Source organism: Streptomyces sp. NPDC058459 (assembly GCF_042721685.1).
GTDB lineage: Bacteria > Actinomycetota > Actinomycetes > Streptomycetales > Streptomycetaceae > Streptomyces.
Genome location: NZ_JBHXLV010000057.1, coordinates 13,574 through 33,847 on the forward strand (window position 1 = coordinate 13,574; position 20,274 = coordinate 33,847).

A 20,274-nucleotide genomic window follows, 5' to 3' on the forward strand; every position below is an offset into this window, starting at 1 on the left:
CCTGGCCACGGCGCCCCCCGCCTCCCCCGGACCGGGTCCGCTACGCCCCGGTCCTCTCCGTCTCCTTCTCGGCCTTGCCGGCTTCCTTCGCCGCCTTGGCCGCCTCCGCCAGTTGCCGCTTCGCGGCGGTCGCGTAGATGTCGACGTACTCCTGGCCGGAGAGCTTCATGATCTCGTACATGACCTCGTCGGTCACCGCCCGCAGCACGAACCGGTCGTGGTCCATGCCCTCGTAGCGGCTGAAGTCCAGCGGCTCGCCGATCCGGATGCCGGGCCGCATCAGCTTCGGCATCACCTTGCCGGGCGGCTGGATCTTCTCGGTGTCGATCATCGCCACCGGGATGACCGGCGCCCCGGTGGCCAGCGCCACGCGGGCCAGACCGCCGGGCTTGCCCCGGTAGAGCCGGCCGTCCGGCGAGCGGGTGCCCTCGGGGTAGATGCCGAACAGCTCACCGCGCTTCAGCACGTCTATGCCGCTCTTGATCGCGGCCTCGCCCGCACCGCGCGCGCCGGAGCGGTCGACGGGGAGCTGACCCACGCTCTTGAAGAAGGCGGCCGTCAGCCGTCCCTTGACTCCGGGGGTGGTGAAGTACTCGGCCTTGGCGATGAAGGTGACCTTGCGGTCCAGCATCACGGGCAGGAAGAACGAGTCGGAGAAGGACAGGTGATTGCTCGCCAGGATCGCGGGCCCCTCGGCCGGGATGTTCTCCAGCCCCTCGACCCAGGGTCTGAAGGCGACCTTGAGCGGCCCCCCGATGGCAACCTTCATCGTGCCGTACAACACCCGCGTGCCTCCCGTTTCCGTCGAACAGACCTTAACCCGGACCGCCACCGATGGCGCCGACGACCCTGGTCGGTGGCGGTGCGGTCGCGTACGGTGAAGCAGGTCCCCAGTACCGCACTCCCCATACGTCCCCATACCGGAACAGGAGCCCGAAGGTGCCGGTCATTCCCGGAGCCGAGCCGTACCGCCATGACGGCGGAGAGGTGGGCGTCCTCCTCTGCCACGGCTTCACCGGCTCGCCCCAGTCGCTGCGCCCGTGGGCGGAGCACCTCGCCGCGCACGGGCTGTCGGTGTCGCTGCCCCTGCTGCCCGGCCACGGCACCCGCTGGGAGGACCTGCGGGCCACCGGCTGGCAGGACTGGTACGCGCACCTCGACCGCGAGCTGTGGCAGCTCTCCGAGCGCTGCGAGCGGGTGTTCGTCGCGGGGCTGTCGATGGGCGGCGCGCTGGCGCTGCGGCTGGCGGCCCGGCACGGCGAGCGCGTCGCCGGAGTGGTCGTCGTCAACCCGGCGAACCGGTTGCACGGACTCGCCGCGCACGCGCTGCCCGTGGTCCGGCACCTGGTGCGCTCGACGAAGGGCATCGCCAGCGACATCGCCAAGGACGCCACCACGGAGCTGGGCTACGACCGGGTCCCGCTGCACGCGGCGCACTCCCTGCGGCAGTTCCTGCGCCTGGTCGACGGTGAGCTGCCGCAGGTCACCCAGCCGTTGCTGCTGCTGCGCAGCGCCGTGGACCATGTGGTCCCGGCGGCGGACTCGGCGCGGGTGCTGAGCCGGGTGTCCTCCACGGACGTGACCGAGAGCGTGCTGGAACAGAGTTACCACGTGGCGACGTTGGACCATGACGCGGACCGGATCGTCGAGGAGAGCCTCGCCTTCATCGGCCGGCTCGCACCCCGTGTCGGCGAGGAAGGGACGGCCCCCGTTGGCTGAGCACGACTCCGACCGCGAAGGCCGCGAGCCGGACGAACCGGGCGTGCCCTTCGACGAGGACGCCGTCTGGCGCGCCATCGTCGCGGGGTACGGCGACGAGCCGCCGGACCCGCCGGGCTCCAGGCCCTTCCGGTCCGTCGAGGATCTCGCCCTGCCGGAGAAGGACCCCGAGCCGGACGGGGCGGGGGACGAGACGAGGAACGAAACGGGGGACAAGGACGGGGGCGCGGCGAAGCCGGTGCCGGTGCGCCCGCTGGGCAGCTCGGTCACCTTCGCACCCGGGGTCGGCCCCCGTGACCACTCCCCGGCCGAGCCGTCCGAAGCGGCCGGGGACTCCGACGACTCCGAGTACGGCGACGACGGCGAGGGCCACTTCGTACCGCCCGAGCCGCCGCCGCTGCCGGACGCCGACACCACGGCCAAGTTCGCCTGGCTGGGAGTGGTCGGCGGCCCGGTCCTGCTGCTGCTCGCCGTGCTGCTGGGCTGGGAGATGACCTGGTGGCTGACGACGCTCTCCATCGGCGGCTTCCTCGGCGGCTTCGTCACCCTGGTGGCGCGGATGGGCACGGACGACGACGACGGCGACGACCCCGGCCGGGGGGCCGTCGTCTGAGCCCTACTGCGTGCTCGCCGGGATTCTGAGGGCGGCCAGGACCGGGAGGTGGTCCGTGGCCGCCCTAAGGTCGCTCCCGGTGACACCGGGCAGGTCGGCGGGCACCCCGCAGGCCAGCACCTCGATGCCCTCGGTGGCGAGGACGGCGTCGATACGGCGGCCGGGGGCTCGGGCGGGGAAGGTGTCCGTACCGCCCCGGGGGGCGACGGCCGCGCCGTCCTGGAGGGCGCCGGCGAGCAGGGTGAAGGCGGGGCCGGCGGGGCCCTCGTTCAGGTCGCCGCCGACCACGGCGTGCGGCACGCCCAGTGCGGCGAGGCGGTCCAGCAGCAGGCCGCTCTGCGCCTGCCGCTCGGCCCGCTGGAGCCCGAGGTGGCAGCAGACGAGCCCCGCGCGGGCCTTGCCGAAGCGGACGACCGCGGTGGCGAGGCCCCTTCGGTGCTGGCCCGGGGTGAGGGGCAGCAGGACGTCCTCGGTGTGCTCGACCGTGGCCCGCAGGGAGCAGAGGATGGCGGGGCCGGCCGCGGGGGCTCCGCCGGTGAGGTAGACCAGGTCGGTGGCCTTGGCGAGGCGGGCCAGCTTCTTGCGCCAGCGGAAGAAGCGGGGGGCCTCCTGGAGGAGGAGCACGTCGGGGGCGCAGGCGCCGATGATCCTCGCCAGGGCCCGGGTGTCGTCCCTCAGCGAGCGGACGTTGTAGCTGAGGACCCTGATGACCGCGGAACCGTCTGACTCCGTACGGGAGTTGGGGAACGGGGTTGGCATGTGATCAACCTACTCGGGGCGCGGGGATCTTTCCCCGCGCCCCTGAAGTCGGTGCACTCGTCCGAGCTACATGACCGGGTCCGGCTCCCTCGCCAGGTCGGCCGCGCCCACCAGGCCGGCCTTGTTGCCGAGCTGGGCGGCGATGACGTCGGCGACCGGGCGCCAGTTGCCGCCGACCAGCCAGCGCTTGTACGACTTGCGGATCGGGTCGAGGACCAGCTCGCCCTCGTCCGAGAGGCCGCCGCCCACGATGAACGCGGACGGGTCGAACAGCGAGGCCAGGTCAGCGAGGCCGGCGCCCGCCCAGCGGGCCAGCTCGCGGTAGGAGTCCACGGCGACCGGGTCGCCCTGGCGGGCGGCCACCGAGATGTGCTTGCCCTCGATGCCGTCGGGCGTGCCGTCGCCGAGGCCGAGCAGGATCTCGGCGTTCTCCGGGGTGGCGTTGGCGCGCTGCTTGGCGTAGCGGACCAGGGCGCGGCCGGAGGCGTACTGCTCCCAGCAGCCCTGCGAGCCGCAGCCGCACAGCAGGCCGTCCGGCACCATCCGGATGTGGCCGAACTCGGCGGCCACGCCGAAGTGACCCCGGCGCAGCTTGTTGCCGATGATGATGCCGCCGCCCAGGCCGGTACCGAGCGTGATGCAGATGACGTTGCGGTGACCCTTGCCGGCGCCGAACCTGTACTCGCCCCAGGCGGCCGCGTTGGCGTCGTTCTCCACGACGACCGGGAGGCCCACGCGGGCCTGGACCTTCTCCTTGAGCGGCTCCTGGCGCCAGTCGATGTTGGGCGCGAAGTACACGGTCGAACGCTGCCGGTTCACATAGCCGGCCGCGCCGATGCCCACGCCGACGATGTCGTGTCCGGCACGCGCGCCCTCCACGGCGGAGGCGATGGCGTCCACGATGGCCCCGGGCGTGCTCGGGGTCGGCACCTTGAAGGTCGAGAGGATGCTGCCTTCCTCGTCGACCACGCCGGCCGCGATCTTGGTGCCGCCGATGTCGACGCCGATGGTGAGTCCCATGAATCCCTCAGTTCCGGTCGAGCCCCGCTGGGGCCAACGGTACCCGAGGCCCCACCGGGACAGACCGTCAGTCCAGGTCGATGCGCTCGCCCGGTCCGGTGCCCTCACCTGGGTCGCGGCGGCCGGCCGGCGGGGTGCCGTCCGGGGGCGGGGTGGGGGCGGCGGTGGTCCAGCGCCGCTCCTGGGCCTGGACGGCCGAGCGGTAGGCGGCGAGCAGTTCGCTCCCGGCGGCGGCGAGGTGGTCGAAGACCTGGGGGTTGCGCTCGACGACCGGCTCGACGGCGGCCCTTGCCTGCTGGACCACCTGACGCACCGCCTGCTGGGCGGCGGGCCCGGCGACCGCGCCGAGCAGCGGGGACCGCAGGCCGGTGAGTTTGTCGGCCACCGTGTCCATGAGCCGGCGCAGCTCCTCGGCGGCGGTGCCGGGGGGCGGGGGGTCGGTGCCGCGGCGGCGGGCCTTCTCGGCGGCCAGGTCCTCGGCGGTGGCGGTGGCCCAGGCGTCGGCGTCGCCCACGCGCGGCGCTTCAGGAGCTTCGGGCTCCTCGGGGGGCTGGGGTACGGGACGCTCTTCGCTCATGGCGGGCTCCTGACTACGGTTCGCGTCTTCGACGTTACCCGAACGGCGCAGTGCGTTCACCGTCCCGTGCCGGGCCACAGGGTGGGGTCGGGCGCGAACCGGACACACAGCTCGCCGTCGGTCAGGGCGGCCCCGGCGACGGTGCAGCGGCGCAGCGCGGAGGGCAGGGCGACGATGCGGTGGAAGGGTCCGGCGGTGACCACGAGTTCGTCGCCGCGCCGGATCAGGTCGAGGTCGTCCCGTACGGCGCCGGGCAGCGGGAGGTGCCAGACGAGCGTGCCGTCCTCGGCCAGGCGGTCGGTGACCGGCCACCGGACGGGGGCGGGCGCGGAGTTGACACCGGGCGGGGCGAGGGCGGTGAGGTCGTCGGTGCCGCGCGGGTCGCGGCCGAGGTGGGGGACGGTGTGCACGTCGTACGCCTCGGCCCAGTCGGCGAGGGTCTTGCGCTGCTGGGCGGAGGGGCCGGCGAGCCAGGTGCCGTCGGCGGACTCGGGCAGGACCCGGTTGGCGATCAGGGTCTCGGCCCGCAGTCCGTGCAGGGCGAGGCCGAGGCCGGCGGTGCGTACGGCGTCGTCCCCGGCCGGGCCGGGTTCGGCGACCAGGCGGACGGTGGTGCCCCGGTCGGCGAGGACCGCTTCGACGGCGGCGAGTTCGAGGTCCCAGCGGGCGGCCGTCTCGTAGAGCCAGTCGGCGGGCATGGGGACCCCGGCGAGGCGGCCGAGGACCGGGCGCAGGGCGCGGGCGGCCCGGCGCTCGGGCGGCAGGAGGCGGCGCAGGTAGCGGCGGAGTTCCCCGGGGAGGGCGAGCAGGCCGAGGGCGTCCGGCAGCGGGGGGAGGTCGACCACGAGCAGGTCGTAGCGCTCGGAGAGGGCGGCGTCGCGCAGGGCGCGCAGCAGGGAGAGTTCCCCGGCGCCGGGGAGCGGGGTGACCTCCTCGGTGTCCAGCCGGGAGGCGCCGAGCAGGTCGAGGACGGTGGCGGCGCGGTCCTGGAAGGCGGTGAGGTCCGCGCGGAAGCGGGCGCCCGCGTCGGGGCGCCACACGGTGAGGTTCCCGGCGGCCTCGGTGGGCGTGGGTCCCGTCACCGTGCCCAGGGCCGCGCCGAGCGTGTCGGCCCGGTCGGAGCCGAGCACCAGCACGCGGGCGCCGGTGCGGGCGGCGGCGAGCCCGGTGGCGGCGGCGACGCTGGTGCGGCCGCTGCCGCCCGGCCCGGTGATCAGGAGGGTACGCATGAGGCTGAACGGTAACGGAGCCTCGCCGCGGCCGGAGCGGGGCGCGGTGTCAGGAACCCGTCTCGACGCGCTTCTTCAGGCCCGCCAGCGCGCGGTCGATGATGACCTTCTCGGCCTTGCGCTTGATCATGCCGAGCATGGGGATCTTGACGTCGACCGTGAGCCGGTAGGTGACCTCGGTGGCGCCGGCGCCCGCGGGCTTGAGCAGGTAGCTGCCGTCCAGGGAGCGGAGCATCTGGGACTTCACGAGGGTCCAGGAGACCTCGTGCGCGCCGGTCCAGGTATAGGCGAGGGTCTGGTCGTCCTTGATGGCGCCCGCGTCCATGACGAGGCGGACCTCCTCGGCGCGGCCCTGGGCGTCGGTCTCCAGGACCTCGGCCTCCTTCACCTCGCCGGTCCAGTCCGGGTAACGGGAGAAGTCGGCGATCACCGCCATGACGTCGGCCGGGACGGCCTCGATCGTGATGCTCGAACTGGTGTGTTCCGCCATCGCCGTGGCTCCTCCAGATGCGGCCGAAGAACGTGTCGTCACGCGCGGGGTGCGCACGTGTGTGCAGCGTGAAGGCTACCGCGCCGCCCCCGGGCCGCGGTCACCACTCCAGCGCCCACGGCTTTCCGGTCCCGGCGAAGTGCCCCACGTTCACACACTCGGTCGCTCCGATCCGCATCCGGCGGGTGAGCGGCTGGTGGACGTGGCCGAACAGGGAGTAGCGGGGCCTGGTGCGCCGGATGGCGGCCAGCAGGGCGCGGCTGCCGCGCTCGAAGCGGCGGGCGACGGTGTCGTAGACCAGTTCGGGCACCTCGGGCGGGATGTGGGTGCACAGCACGTCCACCTCGCCGACGGCCTCGATCTTCGCCGCGTACTCCTCGTCGTCGATCTCGTACGGGGTGCGCATCGGGGTGCGCAGGCCTCCGCCGACGAAGCCGAAGACGCGGCCGCCGATCTCCACCCGCTGGCCGTCCAGCACGGTGGTACCGGGTCCGGCGTACTCGGGCCAGAGCGGGGGGATGTCGACGTTGCCGTAGGTGGCGTAGGTCGGGGTGGGGAAGGCGGCGAACATCTCGGCGTACTGGCGGCGCACCGCCTGCTCGATCGCGGCGTCCCGGTCGGTGCCGACCCCGGCCCACAGCTCCCGGCCGAGGGCGCGCGCCTCCTCGAAGCGGCGGGCGGTGCGCAGCTCGACGATCCGGTCGGCGTTCTCCTCGCCGAACAGGTCGGGGAAGATCCCGCGCGAGTGGTCGGCGTAGTCGAGGAAGAGCACCAGGTCGCCGAGGCAGATCAGCGCGTCGGCGCCCTCCCCGGCTCGCGCGAGGTCACGGGCGTTCCCGTGCACGTCGCTGATCACGTGTACGCGGGTCCGGGGACCGCGAGCGGGTGTGGAAGCCATGGCGATCAAGGGTAGAGGTGTGCGGTGTACGTGAACAGTGACGCTCCTGGCCTGCGGTTACTCGCCCGTCGGTCAGGAGGTGGACTACTGTGCGCCCCAGCGGCTTATCCCGTGTGACGCAGCGAACATCTGGCACGGACCCCCTGTCCCAGAGGTCATACCGACGGGTAACGTCCGGGCAGTCCGGTCGTGCTCCGGAGAACACCCCCGGTGGGCGGGCCCCCCGAGCACCCGCCCTGAGGAGCAGCAGTTTTGCGCGAGTTCAGCCTTCCGGCTCTGTACGAGGTCCCCGCCGACGGCAATCTGACGGACATCGTCCGCAGAAACGCCGCCCAGCACCCGGACGTCGCCGTCATCGCGCGCAAGGTGGGCGGCGCCTGGCAGGACGTGACGGCACGGCAGTTCCTCGCCGAGGTGCACACCGCCGCCAAGGGCATCATCGCCGCCGGGGTGCAGCCGGGCGACCGGGTCGGCCTGATGTCCCGCACCCGCTACGAGTGGACCCTGCTGGACTTCGCCATCTGGAGCGCGGGCGCGGTCACCGTGCCGGTGTACGAGACGAGTTCGCCGGAGCAGGTCCGCTGGATACTGTCCGACTCGGGTGCGACCGCCGCCTTCGTGGAGCTGGCCGGCCACGCGGCCGCCGTGGACTCGGTGCGCGAGTCGCTGCCGGCGCTCAAGCACGTGTGGCAGATCGAGGCCGGGGGCCTGGAGGAGCTGACGCGGCTCGGCCAGGACGTGTCGGACGCGACCCTCGCGGAGCGCGGCTCGCTCGCCAAGGCGGACGACCCGGCGACCATCGTCTACACCAGCGGCACCACCGGCCGCCCCAAGGGCTGTGTGCTGACCCACCGCAGCTTCTTCGCGGAGTGCGGCAACATCGTGGAGCGGCTGCGTCCGCTGTTCCGTACCGGTGAGTGCTCGGTGCTGCTGTTCCTGCCGCTGGCGCACGTCTTCGGCCGGCTGGTGCAGGTCGCGCCGATGATGGCGCCGATCAAGCTGGGCTGCGTCCCGGACATCAAGAACCTCACCGACGAGCTGGCCTCCTTCAAGCCGACGATGATCCTGGGCGTCCCGCGCGTCTTCGAGAAGGTCTACAACACCGCGCGGGCCAAGGCGCAGGCCGACGGCAAGGGCGCGATCTTCGACAGGGCCACGGACACCGCGATCGCCTACAGCAAGGCGCTGGACACCCCGGCGGGCCCGTCGCTGAAGCTGCGCCTGACGCACAAGGTCTTCGACAAGCTGGTCTACGGCAAGCTGCGGGCGGTGCTCGGCGGCCGGGGCGAGTTCGCGATCTCGGGCGGTGCCCCGCTGGGCGAGCGGCTCGGCCACTTCTTCCGGGGCATCGGCTTCTCGGTGCTGGAGGGCTACGGCCTGACCGAGTCCTGCGCGGCGACGGCGTTCAACCCGTGGGACCGGCAGAAGATCGGCACGGTCGGCCAGCCGCTGCCCGGCTCGGTCGTGCGGATCGCGGACGACGGCGAGGTGCTGCTGCACGGCGAGCACCTGTTCAAGGAGTACTGGAACAACCCGGACGCGACCGCCGAGGCGCTGGCCGACGGCTGGTTCCACACCGGGGACATCGGCACCCTGGACGAGGACGGGTATCTGCGGATCACCGGCCGCAAGAAGGAGATCATCGTCACGGCGGGTGGCAAGAACGTCGCCCCGGCGGTGATCGAGGACCGTATCCGGGCGCACGCGCTGGTCGCGGAGTGCATGGTGGTGGGCGACGGGCGGCCGTTCGTGGGCGCGCTGGTCACCATCGACGAGGAGTTCCTGGGCCGTTGGGCCGCGGAGCACGGCAAGCCCGCGGACTCCACGGCGGCCTCGCTGCGCGAGGACCCGGAGCTGAACGCGGCGGTCCAGGCGGCCGTGGACGACGGCAACGCGGCGGTGTCCAAGGCGGAGTCGGTGCGCAAGTTCCGTATCCTGCCGATCCAGTTCACCGAGGAGTCGGGCCATCTGACGCCCTCGCTGAAGCTGAAGCGGAACGTGGTGACGAAGGACTACGCGGCCGACATCGAGGCCCTCTACACCAAGCAGACCGCCTCCTGACGAACCGTCCGAGAGCTGAGCGGCGCCGGGGCGTCCCCGGCGCCGCCGCGTCAGAGCAGCACCTTCAGCCGTTCGGCCAGCAGGTCCCAGCGCCAGTTCTCCTCGACCCAACTCCGCCCGCGCTCGCCCATGCGGCGGCGCAGGCCCTCGTCGGCGAGGAGGGCGGTGATCCGCTCGGCGGCCTCGGCGGGTTCGCCGCCCCGGACCACCCAGCCGGTCTCGCCGTCCAGCACGGCGTCCGGGGCGCCGCCGGAGTCACCGGCGACCACGGGCAGCCCGGTCGCGGACGCCTCCAGGTAGACGATGCCGAGCCCCTCCACGTCCAGCCCGCCGCGCCGGGTGCGGCACGGCATGGCGAACACGTCCCCGGCGCCGTAGTGCGCGGGCAGTTCGGCCCAGGGCACGGCGCCGGTGAACCGTACGGAGTCCGCGACGCCGGTATCGGAGGCCAGCCGGCGCAGGCCGGCCTCGTAGGGGCCGCCGCCCACGACGAGCAGCACGGCGTCCGGCTCGGCGGCGAGGATGTGCGGCATGGCCCGGATCAGCGTGTCCTGGCCCTTCCTCGGCACCAGCCGGGAGACGCACACCACGACCGGCCGGCCGGTGAGCCCGAGCCGGGCGCGCACCTCGTCACCGCCGGAGCCGGGATGGAAGGTCTTCTCGTCCACGCCGGGCGGCAGTTGGACCATGCGCCCAGCAGCTTCCGGAGTGAGCGCGGCGGCGATCCGGGACCGGGTGTACTCGCCGAGGTAGGTGATCGTGTCGGTGGACTCGCCGATCCGGCTCAGCAGCCCGCGCGCGGCGGGCAGTTGGGCCCAGCCCGCCTCATGACCGTGGGTGGTGGCCACCAGCCGCCCGGCGCCTGCCCGGCGCAGGGCGGGTGCCATCAGCCCGAGCGGCGCCGCCGCGCCGAACCACACCGACGTGCAGCCGTGCTCCCGCAGCAGCCCGACCGCCCGCCGGGTCGCCCCCGGGGTGGGCAGCAGCATGGTCGTACGGTCGCGTACGACGGTGAAGGGCTGCCCGGCGTCGAAGGCGGCGGTGGCCTCGGCGCCCTCGCGGCCGCGCTTCCAGGTGGAGGCGTACACGACGATCCGGTCCGGGTCCAGGCGCAGCGCCATGTTGTGCAGGAACGCCTGGATGCCGCCGGGGCGGGGCGGGAAGTCGTTGGTCACGATCAGGGTCTTGTGCATCGCCGCCGACCCTACCGGGTGGCCCGCCGGGGGCCGGGCCGGGCGGAGCCTGTGGCAGCGGCCCGGCCGCAGAGGACATCATGAGTCCTTCGGCCCGCACGACCAGCACACCCACAAGTACGCGCACTCGCAAGACAATACGACCGGACGGCAGGGGATCACGTGGACACCAAGAGCGCCGGGCGCTCCCTCGCGTGGCTCGCGGCGGTGTGGGGCGCGACCCGCGCCGCCCTGCTGCTGACCGCGTTCAAGGTGATCACCGTCGCGGGCCCGGACGTGACCTCGGACGTGTCGGTGACCTACCGGGGCTGGTACGAGGTCCTGCGTCAGGGAACGTTTCCGCTGGATGACGTGACCTGGCAGTACCCGCCGGCGGCGGCGCTGGCGGTGCTCTCCCCCGGCCTGCTGCCCTTCCTGGACTACACGCACGCGTTCTTCGTCCTGTGCTGCCTCGCCGACCTCGCGGTGCTCGCCCTGCTGGTGCGCTACGGCCGGGAGCCCGGCCGGTCGCCGCGCGGCGCCTGGCTGTGGACGGCGGCCGTCCCGCTGCTCGGGCCCACGGTGTACGCGCGCTACGACGTGATGGTGACCGCCCTGGCCGCGGCCGCGCTGCTGGTGGCCGCCCGGCATCCGCGCGCGTTCGGGCTGCTGACCGCGCTCGGGGCGATGGTGAAGGTGTGGCCGGCGCTGCTGCTGTCGGGCTCCTTCCGGCGCCGCCCTTGGGCGTCGGCGGCGGTGACGGCGGCCGGGCTGGCGGCGGTGTTCGCGGTGTCGATGCCGGGCGCCTTCGCCTTCCTGACGTTCCAGCGGGACCGGGGCACCGAGGTGGAGTCGCTGGGCGCGCTGGTCTTCCATGTGGCCCGGCACTTCGGCTGGGAGGGCCAGGTGCTGCTGAACTACGGCTCGATCGAGTTCCTCGGCCCGTACGTCGACGTGGTGAGCACGGCCGCGCTGGTGCTGACCGGGTCCGTGTTCGGCTGGCTGGTGCTGTGGCGGCTGCGGGTGGTGCGGACCGACCAACTGACGCTTCCCGAGGCCGCGTTCACTGCGGTGCTGCTGTTCACGGTGACCAGCCGGGTGATCAGCCCGCAGTACCTGGTGTGGCTGACCGGGCTGGCGGCGGTGTGCCTCACCCACCGGGCGACCCGGATGACGGCACCCGCGCTGATGGTGGCGGTGGCGTCCCCGGTCACCGTGCTGGAGTTCCCGCTCGGCTTCCTCCACGTGGTGACGAGCGACTGGTACGGCGTGACGCTGATGGTCGTCCGCAACGGCCTGCTGGTCGCCGCCTCCCTCGCGGCGGCCCGCCGCCTGTGGCGCTCCACCGTGTCCCCGGTGCCGGGCTCGTCCGCGCCCGCCGCGGCGGACCGCGCGGACGAGTCGCCCGTCTCGCCCTGAGGCTCAGCCCAGTCGGTCCCGGACGTAGTCCTGCCAGTGGGCGGTGAACTCCTGCGGGGTGGTGTCCAGCACCTTGTTCAGCGCTCCCTCGACCGCGCCCGCCCGGGTGCGGTGGGCGCCGACGGCCCGGTAGAAGGCGCGCAGCCGGTCCTCGCCCCAGCGGTCGGCGATCATCCGGCAGGCCAGCCAGCCGGACTCGTAGGACCGGGCGAGGGCGGCCGGGTCGCCGGTGAAACCGAAGTCCTCGTCGGCGGGGAGCGCGGCCGGGAGGTGCCCGCCGGCGACGGCGCGGGTGAGTTCGGGGGCGGCCTCGGCGGGGGTGCGGCCGGTGCCGAGGTAGCCGGTCCAGTCCGCGTACCCCTCGGACAGCCAGAGCGGGGTGGCGGCGGTGGTCGCCGAGCGGGTGGCCACATGGGTGGTCTCATGGGTGAGCACGACCTGTCTGCCCAGGTCACCGAGGATGGCGTACGCCTCCGGGTTGACCACCACCCGGTCCGCGGGGGCCCGGCCGGCGCCCGGTGTCTCGGCGGTGGTGACGGCGGCGATGCCCCGGTACCGGGCGGCGGGCGCGCCGAGCAGCGCGGCCATGCCGTCCAGCGAGCGGGGCACCAGGACGACCACCCGCCGGGCCCAGCGCGCGCCCCAGGCCCGGGAGACCGCCGGTACGGCGCGGTCGGCGAGCCGGGCGTAGCCGCGCAGTCCGGCGGTGCGCTGCCCGGTGCCCAGCACCAGGCTGTGCGCGCCGGTGACGGCGGTGACCGTGCCCTGGTCCCACAGTTGCTGTCCGGCGCCGTGCGCGGGCCCCTCGGCGGTGACGTACCAGCCGCCGTCTGCGGTGTGGCTCAGGGTGAGGGTGCGGCGGGCGATGACGGGGGCGGTGTCCTGTCCGGCGACCCGGTAGCGCAGTTCGGCGTCCGCGCTGGTGCCGTCCCGGCCGAGCGCGGTGACCCGGTAGGCCCAGGAGGCCAGCGGGACGGCCCGGAGCCGGGTGTAGGGGGTGCGGGTGCCCGTGGTGGCGTACGCGCCCTCGTCGTGGCCGAGCAGGGCGGCCGCCCGGCGGTCGAGCACCCGCTGCACCCCGGCCCGCGCGCCGGTGTCAGGCGCCGGGCGGTCGCACCCGGCGAACGCCGGCAGGAGCAGCAGGCAGAGTCCCGCCGCCGCTCTTCGCCTCGCGCTGTTCCGGCCGGCCACGCTCCGATCGTACGGGGTGGGGCCGGGGCTCAGGGCCGGGTCACGGCGGAGATCGGGAGCATGCCGACGCGGTCGTAGCGCACCGGTGCGCCGGGGTGGGGGGCGTGGATGACCTGGCCGTCGCCGACGTACATCGCCACATGGCTGGCGTCGGAGCGGTAGATCACCAGGTCGCCGGGGCGGGCCTGGGAGAGCGGGACATGGTGTCCGGCGTTCCGCTGGGCCTGCGAGGTGCGCGGCAGCTGGACGCCCGCCCGAGCGTACGACCACTGCATCAGGCCCGAACAGTCGAAGCCCGAGGGCCCGTTGGCGCCCCACACGTACGGGCGGCCGAGCGCGGAGCGGGCGGCGGCGAGCGCGGCGGCGGCGCGGGGGCCGAGGTCGCCGAAGCCCGCAAGGCCGGCGCGGCCGGCGAGGGAGGCGTGGTTGTAGTCGGCGCGGTCGGCGCCGGACAGGGAGTCGAACAGCCGCCGCGCGCGGGTGAGCCGCTCCCGCACCGTCCGCTTGTGCGCGGCCACCGCTTCGCGGCTGCGCTCCAGGTCGCCGAGTTCGGCCTCCGCCTCGGCCCGCTCCTGGGCGAGGTCGCGCAACGCGCGGCTCAGCTCGTGGAGTTGCCCGGCCTGCCGGTCGCCGATCCGGTCGACGACGGACGCCTTGTCGAGGTAGTCGTCGGGGTCGGCGGAGAACAGCAGGGCCACGGCCGGGTCGATGCCACCGGAGCGGTACTCGGCACCGGCGAGCGAACCAAGGCGCTCCCGCAGGGAGTTGACCCGCTGCTGGGTGCGGGCGATGTGGTCCTGGGCGTCGCGGACCTCGCGGCGGAGCTTGTCCGCGCGCTCGCCGGCCCGGTCGTAGTCCTCCGTGGCGCGCTCGGCCGCGGCGTAGAGCCGGTCCAGTTCGGCGCGGGCGCCCTCGCGGGGCGCCGCGTGCGCGGCGGGTACGGCGCCGAGGGCGGCGGCCGTCGCCGACAGCACGCACAGGGCGGTGACGCCCCGGTCGCAGCCGGATGTCGCGGAACGGCGATGGGACGCCACGGCGGTCCTTCCCCTGGACGACGGGAAACGCGCCAGACAGTAGCCGCAGCGGCACCCGCCGGCCAACGACCGCCGTGCGCACACACGGTGACGCCCCGGCGCCGACGCAGGTCAGCGGCGGGGCGCCAGGGGTCGCGCGGTGCCGTGATTCGCCCGTTCGGGCGGGTGTGGCGAAGGAGCGGGAGCCGCCGTCAGACGCGGACGCCGAACATGAACGGGCCGCCGATGGTGCTCATCGACTCGTAGCGGACGACCGTGCCGGTGCGCGGGGCGTGCAGGATCTGACCGTTGCCCGCGTAGAGACCGACGTGGTGGATGTCGTTGAAGAAGAAGACCAGGTCGCCGACCTGGAGGGCGCTCTGGGAGTAGATCCGGGTCCCGATGTTGGCCTGCGACTCGGAGGTGCGCGGGATGGAGACACCGGCCTGGGCGTAGGCCCAGGAGGTCAGCCCCGAGCAGTCGTACGAGGAGGGGCCGGTGGCGCCGTAGACGTACGGGGTGCCGATCTTGCTCTGGGCGGCGGAGAACGCGGCTCCGGCGCGGCCCGAGGCGGGGACGGGGTCGCCGAGCTGGACGCGCTCGCTGGAGGAGCGGTCGGCGCGCTGCTGCTCGGCGGCCAGGGCCTGCTTCTCCTTGGCGGTCAGGGTGTTGAGCAGGCGCTGCGCCTCGCCCAGCTTGCCCTGGACCTCCTTCTTCTTCTTGCCCAGCTCGGTGCGGGTGGCGGCGAGGTCCTTGAGCTTCTCGGTGGCCTCGGCGCGCTCCTGGGCCAGGTCGCGCTGCTTGTCCTGGATCTTCTTCAGCGCCTCGACCTGCTGGCCGCTCAACTGGTCCAGCGTGGACGCCTTGTCGAGGTAGTCGTCCGGGTCGGCGGACAGGAAGAGCTGCACCGAGGGGTCGATGCCGCCGCTGCGGTACTGGGCGGTGGCGAGCGAACCGAGGCCGTCGCGCAGCTTGTTCAGGTCCTGCTGGCCGCGGGCGACGTTGTCCTGGATGGTGGAGATCTCCTTCTGGAGCTTCTCCTGCTTCTCCTTGGCGCCGTTGTACTTCTCGGTGGCCTGCTCGGCCTGCTCGTAGAGCTTGTCGACCTGCGCCTTGACCTCGGTCTTTCCGGGCTTCTCGCTCGGGGCCGCGTTGGCCGCGTTCGCGCTGAGCGCGACGGCGGCGGCGGCCGCGGTGGTCAGCACGGTGACACGCGTGCGACTCGGCTGCTTGGGTCGACGATGGGACGCCACTGAGGACGAACTCCTTCTTGTGAGTGATCACCCGCTCGGAGGTTCGAACCGACCCTAGTGACCCAGTTGTGATCAGTTCAAATCCTCACAGCAAAAAATCCAGTCCCCCGCTGCATATTTTGCACTCAACTCACCACACGTGACGCCGGATTGACCGTACGTCGTCCACAGACGCCCGCAATCGGGGCATTCAGCACGTCCGTCGGGCGTTCAGGACAGTCGCTTGAGAAGTACCGCAGAGGCCACCGGGCGCGCGCCGGCGCGTGCGACCCCGTCCGCCACCTCGCGGTCGGTGGAGGCCACGACGACCGGCCGGCCGGGCGGTTCGGCGCGCACCAGCTGCCGGATCAGCTCGTCGGCCGTCACCCCCGGCTTGGAGAACAGCACCCGTACCCCGCGCGGCGGCGCGAGCAGCACCGGCGCGGCCAGTTCGGCGCCGTCGAAGACACAGGTGACCTCGGCGCCGGTCTGCGCGGCGAGCGCGGAGAGCTGGCCGAGGAGTCTGAGCCGCTGCTTCTCCAGCGGCATCTGCGGATAGCCGGTCTTGGTGACGTTGTAGCCGTCGACCACCAGATGGGCCTGCGGCAGCGCCAGCAACTGGTCGAGGATCGCGGGGTCGTGCTCGGACAGGGCGCGGGCGGCGATGTCCTTGGGGCTCATCCGGCCCGGCTCGACCGCGTCCACGGTCTCGGCCGGGCGGACCGACACCGGCGGCAGCGCCAGCTCCCGGCGCAGCCCCTGGGCCGCCTCCAGCACGGTGTCGAGCAGCAGGCGTACCCGCATGTCCTCCACACTGCGGCCCTCGCGGACCGCGCGGCGGGTCGCCTCAAGCGCGGCCTCCGACTCCCCGAGGCGCGTCTTGAGCCGGCGGGACTCGCTCTCGGCGGCCGAGACGGCCACCTGGCCCTCGGCCCGCACCGACTCGGTCTCGGCGCGCTCCTTGCGCAGCGCGGCCTCGCCGCGCTTGACGTCGCTCAGGGCCGAGCGCAGCTTGCGGTGCAGCGTGTCGGTCTCCTTCTTGGCCACGTCCAGTTCGGCGCGCAGCCGGGCGGTCTCGGCGCGGGCGAGCTCGCGGGCCTGCGCCAGCTCCTCGCGCAGCCGCTCCAGCTCGGCCCGGCTCTCGTCGTCCGCACGCTCGGCGTCCGCGCGCTGGGCCTCCTCACCGGCGGCGGCGACCAGCTTGGCCCAGCCCGGCGGGCGCAGCACATAGGCGGCGGCCGCGACGTCCAGGGGGTCGGCGGCCGGGGGCGGGGAGCCCGCCTCCAGTGCGCCGCACAGCTCGGGCTCGGTCTCCTTGTAGCGCTCGCCGATCCGCTGCCGGAAGAGGCGTTCCGTCTCCAGCGCGGCCGCCATCGCGGTCCCGGCGAACTTGGCCCGCCGGTTCGGCGCGAACCGGGCGTACTGCCGTAGCTGGGGGGGCAGTTCGGCCATGGTCAGGGCGCCGAAGGCGTCCGAGACGATGCGCACGACCCGGCGGCGCACGCCGTCGGGCAGCGGATGGTCAAGCACCTCGGCGGTGCCGTCCTCCGGCCCCCCGCCCGCGGTCTCCACCATCCGTCACACCCCAATGCCCGACATGCCCGACCCGACTGTTCCCGTACCGCGCGGACCGCCTCCGCCGTCAGGAGGCGGCGCCCGGCCTGTCCACGAGTTCCACCTGGTCCACCGCGTTGCACCAGCGGCAGCGGACCGACTCGATGGTCTCACTGACCACCTCGCGTTCCTCGACGGTGGGCTCTCCGGCCAGGTCGAGGTGGACGTACTCGACGGCCCTGGAGGAGCGGGTCACGTCGAACCGGGTGAGGTTGCCGCACAGGGTGCAGCGCCAGCGTGTCGTGGCGGTCGGCGGAGGAACCGTCATGGCGCAGCTCTCTTCCTTCTCGTCGCGTCCGGCGGACTGGCCACGCGCCGGGTCCCGGCGCGTGTGGCCGTAACCCTACGGCCTGCCGGGTGTTCACCGCCCGCCCGTCCGAAGCGGCGAGGCGGTCCGTACCGGTGCGTCCGGTTACGTCATGCTCTGTATTCATGATCAGAGAGTGGAGCACGACCACCGCCCGGACCCTCAGGGCGGTCCGGGGCACCCCGGCGCCGCTGACGTACGGCCTCATCGCCCTGTGCTGCCTGATCTTCCTGCTGGGTCCGGCCTCCGGCCTGACCCGCTCGTACGGCACCGGGGAGGCACTGCTCGCGGCGCAGCGGGCGTACTTCCGGCACTGGGGGGTGATCCCGGCCGGGCTCTTCGCGGAGCCGGTGCGCGAGGCGCTCACCCCGGTGACCGCGCTGTTCGTGCACGGCAGCTGGGTGCATCTGCTCGGCAACATGCTCTTCCTCTTCGTCTTCGGCGTGCTCACCGAGGAACGGATGGGCCGCGTCGAGTTCACCCTCTTCTACGTCGGCTGCGGCTACCTCGCCCTGCTCGGGTACGCGCTGGCCAACGCGGACTCCGAGCAGTCCCTCGTCGGTGCCTCGGGGGCCATCTCCGCGGTCCTCGGCGCCTTCCTCCACCTCTTTCCACGGGCCCGTGTGACCAGTCTCCTCCCGTTCCTGTTCTTCCTCCCGTTGCGCTTCCCGGCCTGGGTGGTACTGCCCTTCTGGGCCGGCCTCCAGTGGTACGCGGCGAGCCGCGCCCCGGAGGGCCCCGGCGTCGCCTACCTCGCCCATGTGATCGGCTTCTGCCTGGGCTTCGGCTACGCGTGGCTGCGGTACGGGAGGACCACGGGCAAGCGTCGCGCGAAGGACGGGCCGGGCGGGACTAGAGTTGAGCCCGCCCCGGCTACGGCGTCCAAGGGAGAGAACCAGCCGTGATCACCGCGATCGTCCTGATCAAGACCAGCGTGGACCGGATTCCGGAGATCGCCGAGCAGATCGCCGCGCTGGAGAGCGTCAGCGAGGTCTTCTCCGTCACCGGCACCTACGACCTGATCGCCATGGTCCGCGTGGCCCGCCACGAGGATCTCGCCGAGGTCATCCCCGGCCGTATCAGCAAGATCCAGGGCGTGGAGGGCACCGACACCCACGTCGCCTTCCGCACCTACTCCCAGCACGACCTGGAAGCGGCCTTCGCCATCGGCCTGGACTCCTGACGGGCCGCTTCCCGGCGACCCGCTCCCGGCGGGCCACTGCTGAAGAGCCTCAGCTCTCCGGGACGCAGCGGCCGTTCTCCGTGCGGTAGGTCCACTTCGCGCCCCGGGTGACCAGTTCGCGCACCGCTGCCACGAAGCGGGTCACGTGCTCGTCCGGGGTACCCGCGCCGAAGCTGACGCGGACCGCGTTCAGGGACCCGGTGCCGCAGCCCGCCTGCTCGGCGGCGCCGGTGCCGAGGAGGGCGTGCACCAGGGGGTGGGCGCAGAAGAGGCCGTCGCGGACGCCGATGCCGTACTCGGCGGAGAGCGCCGCGGCGAGGTGGGAGCTGTTCCAGCCGTCGACCACGAAGGACAGCACGCCCACCCGGGGGGCGTCGTCACCGAAGAGCGAGAGCACCCTCACCCGGGGCACCTCGGCCAGGCCCGTGCGGAGCAGCCCGAGCAGATGCCGCTCGCGGGCGGCCAGCGCCTTCGGGCCGGCCTCGGTGAGCGCCCGGCAGGCCGAGGCGATCGCGTACGCACCGATCACGTTGGGTGAGCCCGCCTCGTGCCGCGCGGCGCCCTCGTGCCACTCGACCGCCACCCCGCCGTCCGCGCGCCGGGCCACCGTGCGGCTGGCACCGCCGCCCGCGAGGTACGGCTCGGCCGACGAGAGCCAGTCGGCCCGCCCGGCCAGCACCCCGGAGCCGAAGGGCGCGTACAGCTTGTGCCCGGAGAACGCGACCCAGTCGACGTCCAGCTCCCGCACGCTCACCGGCTGGTGCGCCACCAGCTGCGCGGCGTCCAGCACGATCCGCGCGCCGTGCGCGTGCGCGGCCGTCGCCAGCTCCCGCACCGGCCACAGCTCACCGGTGACGTTGGAGGCGCCGGTGACGCAGACCAGCGCGGGGCGCGCGGTGTCCCGGGCGGCGAGGGCCCGCTCCAGCGTGCGCACCGCCCCGGCGGGACCGCGCGGGGCGTCCAGGAAGGTCACGTCGGCCGCGCGCCAGGGCAGCAGCGCGGCGTGGTGCTCGGTCTCGAAGACGTACACCTCGCACCCGGCGGGCAGCGCGCGGGCCAGCAGGTTCAGGGAGTCGGTGGTGGACCGGGTGAAGACCACCTGGTCGGCGTCCCGGCAGTCGAGGAACTCCGCGACCGTGCGGCGGGCGTTCTCGAACAGTTCGGTGGAGAGCTGCGAGAGGTGTCCGGCGCCCCGGTGCACGCTGCCGTAGTAGGGGGCGTAGGCGGCGATGTCGTCCCAGACCCGCTGGAGGGCGGGGGCGCTGGCGGCGTAGTCGAGCGCGGCGTAGCCGACCTCGCCCCCGGTGACGAGCGGCACGGTGACATCCCGGCCGAGCACCGGCAGCGGGGCGGGCACGGTCTCGGTGGCAGCGGCGGGGGCGAAGGTCGTGGAGACGGACATGGCTGAACTCCCGTGAGGCAGGCCGGAGTCACCGCGCGCAGGGCATGCGGAAGCGACACCGAAGCAGGGGTGAGAAGGGGGAAAGAGGTGCGCGGAAGGGGGGCTCGGCGGCCCTAGCGCATTCGCTTGCTCACGGAAGAAGGCTCCCTCGTACGACCAGGACCCCTGGCTCTCCGAGGGGTCCGCGCTTGCCGTGGACCTTCTGGGCCACGGCCTGGTCCTCACCCGGAGCACCCCGCCACGGACGGAGGGTTGCCGGACAGCCGGCCGGGGCCGCATGGCTGTCGCTCATGACCTGACACGCAAGTTATCCGGACGGATCACCCGGCGCAACCGGCGTCCGGATGCCGGAACGCCGGCGCGGCGGAGAGCGAC

General features: G+C 73.5%; 20 protein-coding genes and 1 riboswitch. Of the genes, 6 read left to right on the top strand and 14 right to left on the bottom strand.

Features of this window, described 5'->3' with window-relative positions:
- Positions 1-40 precede the first annotated feature (40 nt).
- Positions 41-784 (bottom strand): lysophospholipid acyltransferase family protein, encoded by a 744-nt coding sequence (locus ACFWN1_RS13715; protein ID WP_384360870.1) that lies wholly within the window; start codon positions 782-784, stop codon positions 41-43.
- A gap of 155 nt (positions 785-939) precedes the next feature.
- On the opposite strand from ACFWN1_RS13715, the gene ACFWN1_RS13720 reads away from it, so the two are divergent.
- Together ACFWN1_RS13720 and ACFWN1_RS13725 are read left to right on the top strand one after the other, a co-directional pair.
- On the top strand, positions 940-1,719 hold the full coding sequence (locus ACFWN1_RS13720) for an alpha/beta hydrolase (RefSeq protein ID WP_384360872.1): 780 nt from the start codon (positions 940-942) through the stop codon (positions 1,717-1,719).
- Positions 1,712-2,332: a hypothetical protein gene (locus ACFWN1_RS13725; protein ID WP_384360874.1), complete on the top strand. Its 621-nt coding sequence runs from the start codon at positions 1,712-1,714 to the stop codon at positions 2,330-2,332. Before ACFWN1_RS13720 ends, ACFWN1_RS13725 begins: the two co-directional genes overlap by 8 nt.
- A 3-nt stretch (positions 2,333-2,335) precedes the next feature.
- Here ACFWN1_RS13725 and ACFWN1_RS13730 read toward each other — a convergent pair whose 3' ends face one another.
- The 6 genes from ACFWN1_RS13730 to ACFWN1_RS13755 all read right to left on the bottom strand — a co-directional run bounded on the left by ACFWN1_RS13730 (position 2,336) and on the right by ACFWN1_RS13755 (position 7,305).
- Positions 2,336-3,091, bottom strand: a complete 756-nt coding sequence (locus ACFWN1_RS13730; protein ID WP_384360877.1) for an endonuclease/exonuclease/phosphatase family protein — start codon at positions 3,089-3,091, stop codon at positions 2,336-2,338.
- A gap of 66 nt (positions 3,092-3,157) precedes the next feature.
- On the bottom strand, positions 3,158-4,111 hold the full coding sequence (locus ACFWN1_RS13735) for an ROK family glucokinase (protein WP_384360879.1): 954 nt from the start codon (positions 4,109-4,111) through the stop codon (positions 3,158-3,160).
- 67 nt (positions 4,112-4,178) lie between these two features.
- Positions 4,179-4,688 carry a DUF5304 domain-containing protein gene (locus ACFWN1_RS13740; protein ID WP_384360882.1) on the bottom strand — a complete coding sequence of 170 codons (510 nt, stop codon included), beginning with the start codon at positions 4,686-4,688 and terminating at the stop codon, positions 4,179-4,181.
- A gap of 56 nt (positions 4,689-4,744) precedes the next feature.
- The gene (locus ACFWN1_RS13745) at positions 4,745-5,917 is read right to left on the bottom strand and encodes an ArsA family ATPase (RefSeq protein WP_384360885.1); all 1,173 of its coding nucleotides are present in this window, start codon (positions 5,915-5,917) and stop codon (positions 4,745-4,747) included.
- Positions 5,918-5,966: 49 nt separating this feature from the next.
- Positions 5,967-6,407: an SRPBCC family protein gene (locus ACFWN1_RS13750; RefSeq protein ID WP_384360887.1), complete on the bottom strand. Its 441-nt coding sequence runs from the start codon at positions 6,405-6,407 to the stop codon at positions 5,967-5,969.
- Positions 6,408-6,507: 100 nt separating this feature from the next.
- Positions 6,508-7,305 carry a metallophosphoesterase gene (locus ACFWN1_RS13755; protein WP_384360890.1) on the bottom strand — a complete coding sequence of 266 codons (798 nt, stop codon included), beginning with the start codon at positions 7,303-7,305 and terminating at the stop codon, positions 6,508-6,510.
- 252 nt (positions 7,306-7,557) lie between these two features.
- Here ACFWN1_RS13755 and ACFWN1_RS13760 point away from each other — a divergent pair, with 252 nt between their 5' ends.
- Positions 7,558-9,366, top strand: a complete 1,809-nt coding sequence (locus tag ACFWN1_RS13760) for an AMP-dependent synthetase/ligase (protein WP_384360894.1) — start codon at positions 7,558-7,560, stop codon at positions 9,364-9,366.
- 50 nt (positions 9,367-9,416) lie between these two features.
- Here ACFWN1_RS13760 and ACFWN1_RS13765 read toward each other — a convergent pair whose 3' ends face one another.
- Positions 9,417-10,559, bottom strand: coding sequence for a glycosyltransferase family 4 protein (locus tag ACFWN1_RS13765; RefSeq protein ID WP_384360896.1), 1,143 nt, complete (start codon positions 10,557-10,559; stop codon positions 9,417-9,419).
- Positions 10,560-10,721: 162 nt separating this feature from the next.
- Between ACFWN1_RS13765 and ACFWN1_RS13770 the strand changes: the two genes are divergently transcribed.
- A complete protein-coding gene (locus tag ACFWN1_RS13770; RefSeq protein ID WP_384360899.1) occupies positions 10,722-11,957 on the top strand; it encodes a glycosyltransferase 87 family protein in 1,236 nt (411 codons plus the stop codon).
- Between the two features lie 3 nt (positions 11,958-11,960).
- On the opposite strand, the gene ACFWN1_RS13775 is transcribed toward ACFWN1_RS13770, so the two are convergent.
- From ACFWN1_RS13775 to ACFWN1_RS13795, 5 genes are all read right to left on the bottom strand, one after another.
- A complete protein-coding gene (locus ACFWN1_RS13775; RefSeq protein ID WP_384360901.1) occupies positions 11,961-13,148 on the bottom strand; it encodes a hypothetical protein in 1,188 nt (395 codons plus the stop codon).
- A 29-nt stretch (positions 13,149-13,177) separates the two neighbouring features.
- A complete protein-coding gene (locus tag ACFWN1_RS13780; RefSeq protein WP_384360903.1) occupies positions 13,178-14,182 on the bottom strand; it encodes an NlpC/P60 family protein in 1,005 nt (334 codons plus the stop codon).
- A gap of 191 nt (positions 14,183-14,373) precedes the next feature.
- Positions 14,374-15,414 carry an NlpC/P60 family protein gene (locus ACFWN1_RS13785; RefSeq protein ID WP_384360905.1) on the bottom strand — a complete coding sequence of 347 codons (1,041 nt, stop codon included), beginning with the start codon at positions 15,412-15,414 and terminating at the stop codon, positions 14,374-14,376.
- A gap of 210 nt (positions 15,415-15,624) precedes the next feature.
- Entirely contained in the window at positions 15,625-16,968 is a 1,344-nt protein-coding gene (locus ACFWN1_RS13790) for an NYN domain-containing protein (RefSeq protein WP_384360908.1), read from the bottom strand.
- 67 nt (positions 16,969-17,035) lie between these two features.
- Positions 17,036-17,275 (bottom strand): hypothetical protein, encoded by a 240-nt coding sequence (locus tag ACFWN1_RS13795; protein WP_130334297.1) that lies wholly within the window; start codon positions 17,273-17,275, stop codon positions 17,036-17,038.
- A 164-nt stretch (positions 17,276-17,439) separates the two neighbouring features.
- Between ACFWN1_RS13795 and ACFWN1_RS13800 the strand changes: the two genes are divergently transcribed.
- Both ACFWN1_RS13800 and ACFWN1_RS13805 read left to right on the top strand, forming a co-directional pair.
- Positions 17,440-18,219: a rhomboid family intramembrane serine protease gene (locus ACFWN1_RS13800; protein ID WP_384360912.1), complete on the top strand. Its 780-nt coding sequence runs from the start codon at positions 17,440-17,442 to the stop codon at positions 18,217-18,219.
- Positions 18,216-18,497, top strand: a complete 282-nt coding sequence (locus tag ACFWN1_RS13805; protein ID WP_031179902.1) for an Lrp/AsnC family transcriptional regulator — start codon at positions 18,216-18,218, stop codon at positions 18,495-18,497. The genes ACFWN1_RS13800 and ACFWN1_RS13805 overlap by 4 nt, the downstream gene beginning before the upstream one ends.
- 49 nt (positions 18,498-18,546) lie before the next feature.
- Here the strand turns inward: ACFWN1_RS13805 and ACFWN1_RS13810 are convergent, their stop codons facing one another.
- A complete protein-coding gene (locus ACFWN1_RS13810; RefSeq protein ID WP_384360915.1) occupies positions 18,547-19,899 on the bottom strand; it encodes an aminotransferase class V-fold PLP-dependent enzyme in 1,353 nt (450 codons plus the stop codon).
- A gap of 179 nt (positions 19,900-20,078) precedes the next feature.
- A riboswitch (SAM riboswitch) is annotated at positions 20,079-20,195 on the bottom strand.
- Positions 20,196-20,274: the final 79 nt, after the last annotated feature.

What these genes read in the sequence shown, in the direction of transcription:
- ACFWN1_RS13730 (WP_384360877.1), bottom strand. Translation starts at nt 3,091, where the DNA reads ATGCCAACCCCGTTCCCCAACTCCCGTACGGAGTCAGACGGTTCCGCG.
- ACFWN1_RS13735 (WP_384360879.1), bottom strand. Translation starts at nt 4,111, where the DNA reads ATGGGACTCACCATCGGCGTCGACATCGGCGGCACCAAGATCGCGGCC.
- ACFWN1_RS13740 (WP_384360882.1), bottom strand. Translation starts at nt 4,688, where the DNA reads ATGAGCGAAGAGCGTCCCGTACCCCAGCCCCCCGAGGAGCCCGAAGCT.
- ACFWN1_RS13745 (WP_384360885.1), bottom strand. Translation starts at nt 5,917, where the DNA reads ATGCGTACCCTCCTGATCACCGGGCCGGGCGGCAGCGGCCGCACCAGC.
- ACFWN1_RS13750 (WP_384360887.1), bottom strand. Translation starts at nt 6,407, where the DNA reads ATGGCGGAACACACCAGTTCGAGCATCACGATCGAGGCCGTCCCGGCC.
- ACFWN1_RS13755 (WP_384360890.1), bottom strand. Translation starts at nt 7,305, where the DNA reads ATGGCTTCCACACCCGCTCGCGGTCCCCGGACCCGCGTACACGTGATC.
- ACFWN1_RS13765 (WP_384360896.1), bottom strand. Translation starts at nt 10,559, where the DNA reads ATGCACAAGACCCTGATCGTGACCAACGACTTCCCGCCCCGCCCCGGC.
- ACFWN1_RS13790 (WP_384360908.1), bottom strand. Translation starts at nt 16,968, where the DNA reads ATGGTGGAGACCGCGGGCGGGGGGCCGGAGGACGGCACCGCCGAGGTG.
- ACFWN1_RS13795 (WP_130334297.1), bottom strand. Translation starts at nt 17,275, where the DNA reads ATGACGGTTCCTCCGCCGACCGCCACGACACGCTGGCGCTGCACCCTG.
- ACFWN1_RS13800 (WP_384360912.1), top strand. Translation starts at nt 17,440, where the DNA reads ATGATCAGAGAGTGGAGCACGACCACCGCCCGGACCCTCAGGGCGGTC.
- ACFWN1_RS13810 (WP_384360915.1), bottom strand. Translation starts at nt 19,899, where the DNA reads ATGTCCGTCTCCACGACCTTCGCCCCCGCCGCTGCCACCGAGACCGTG.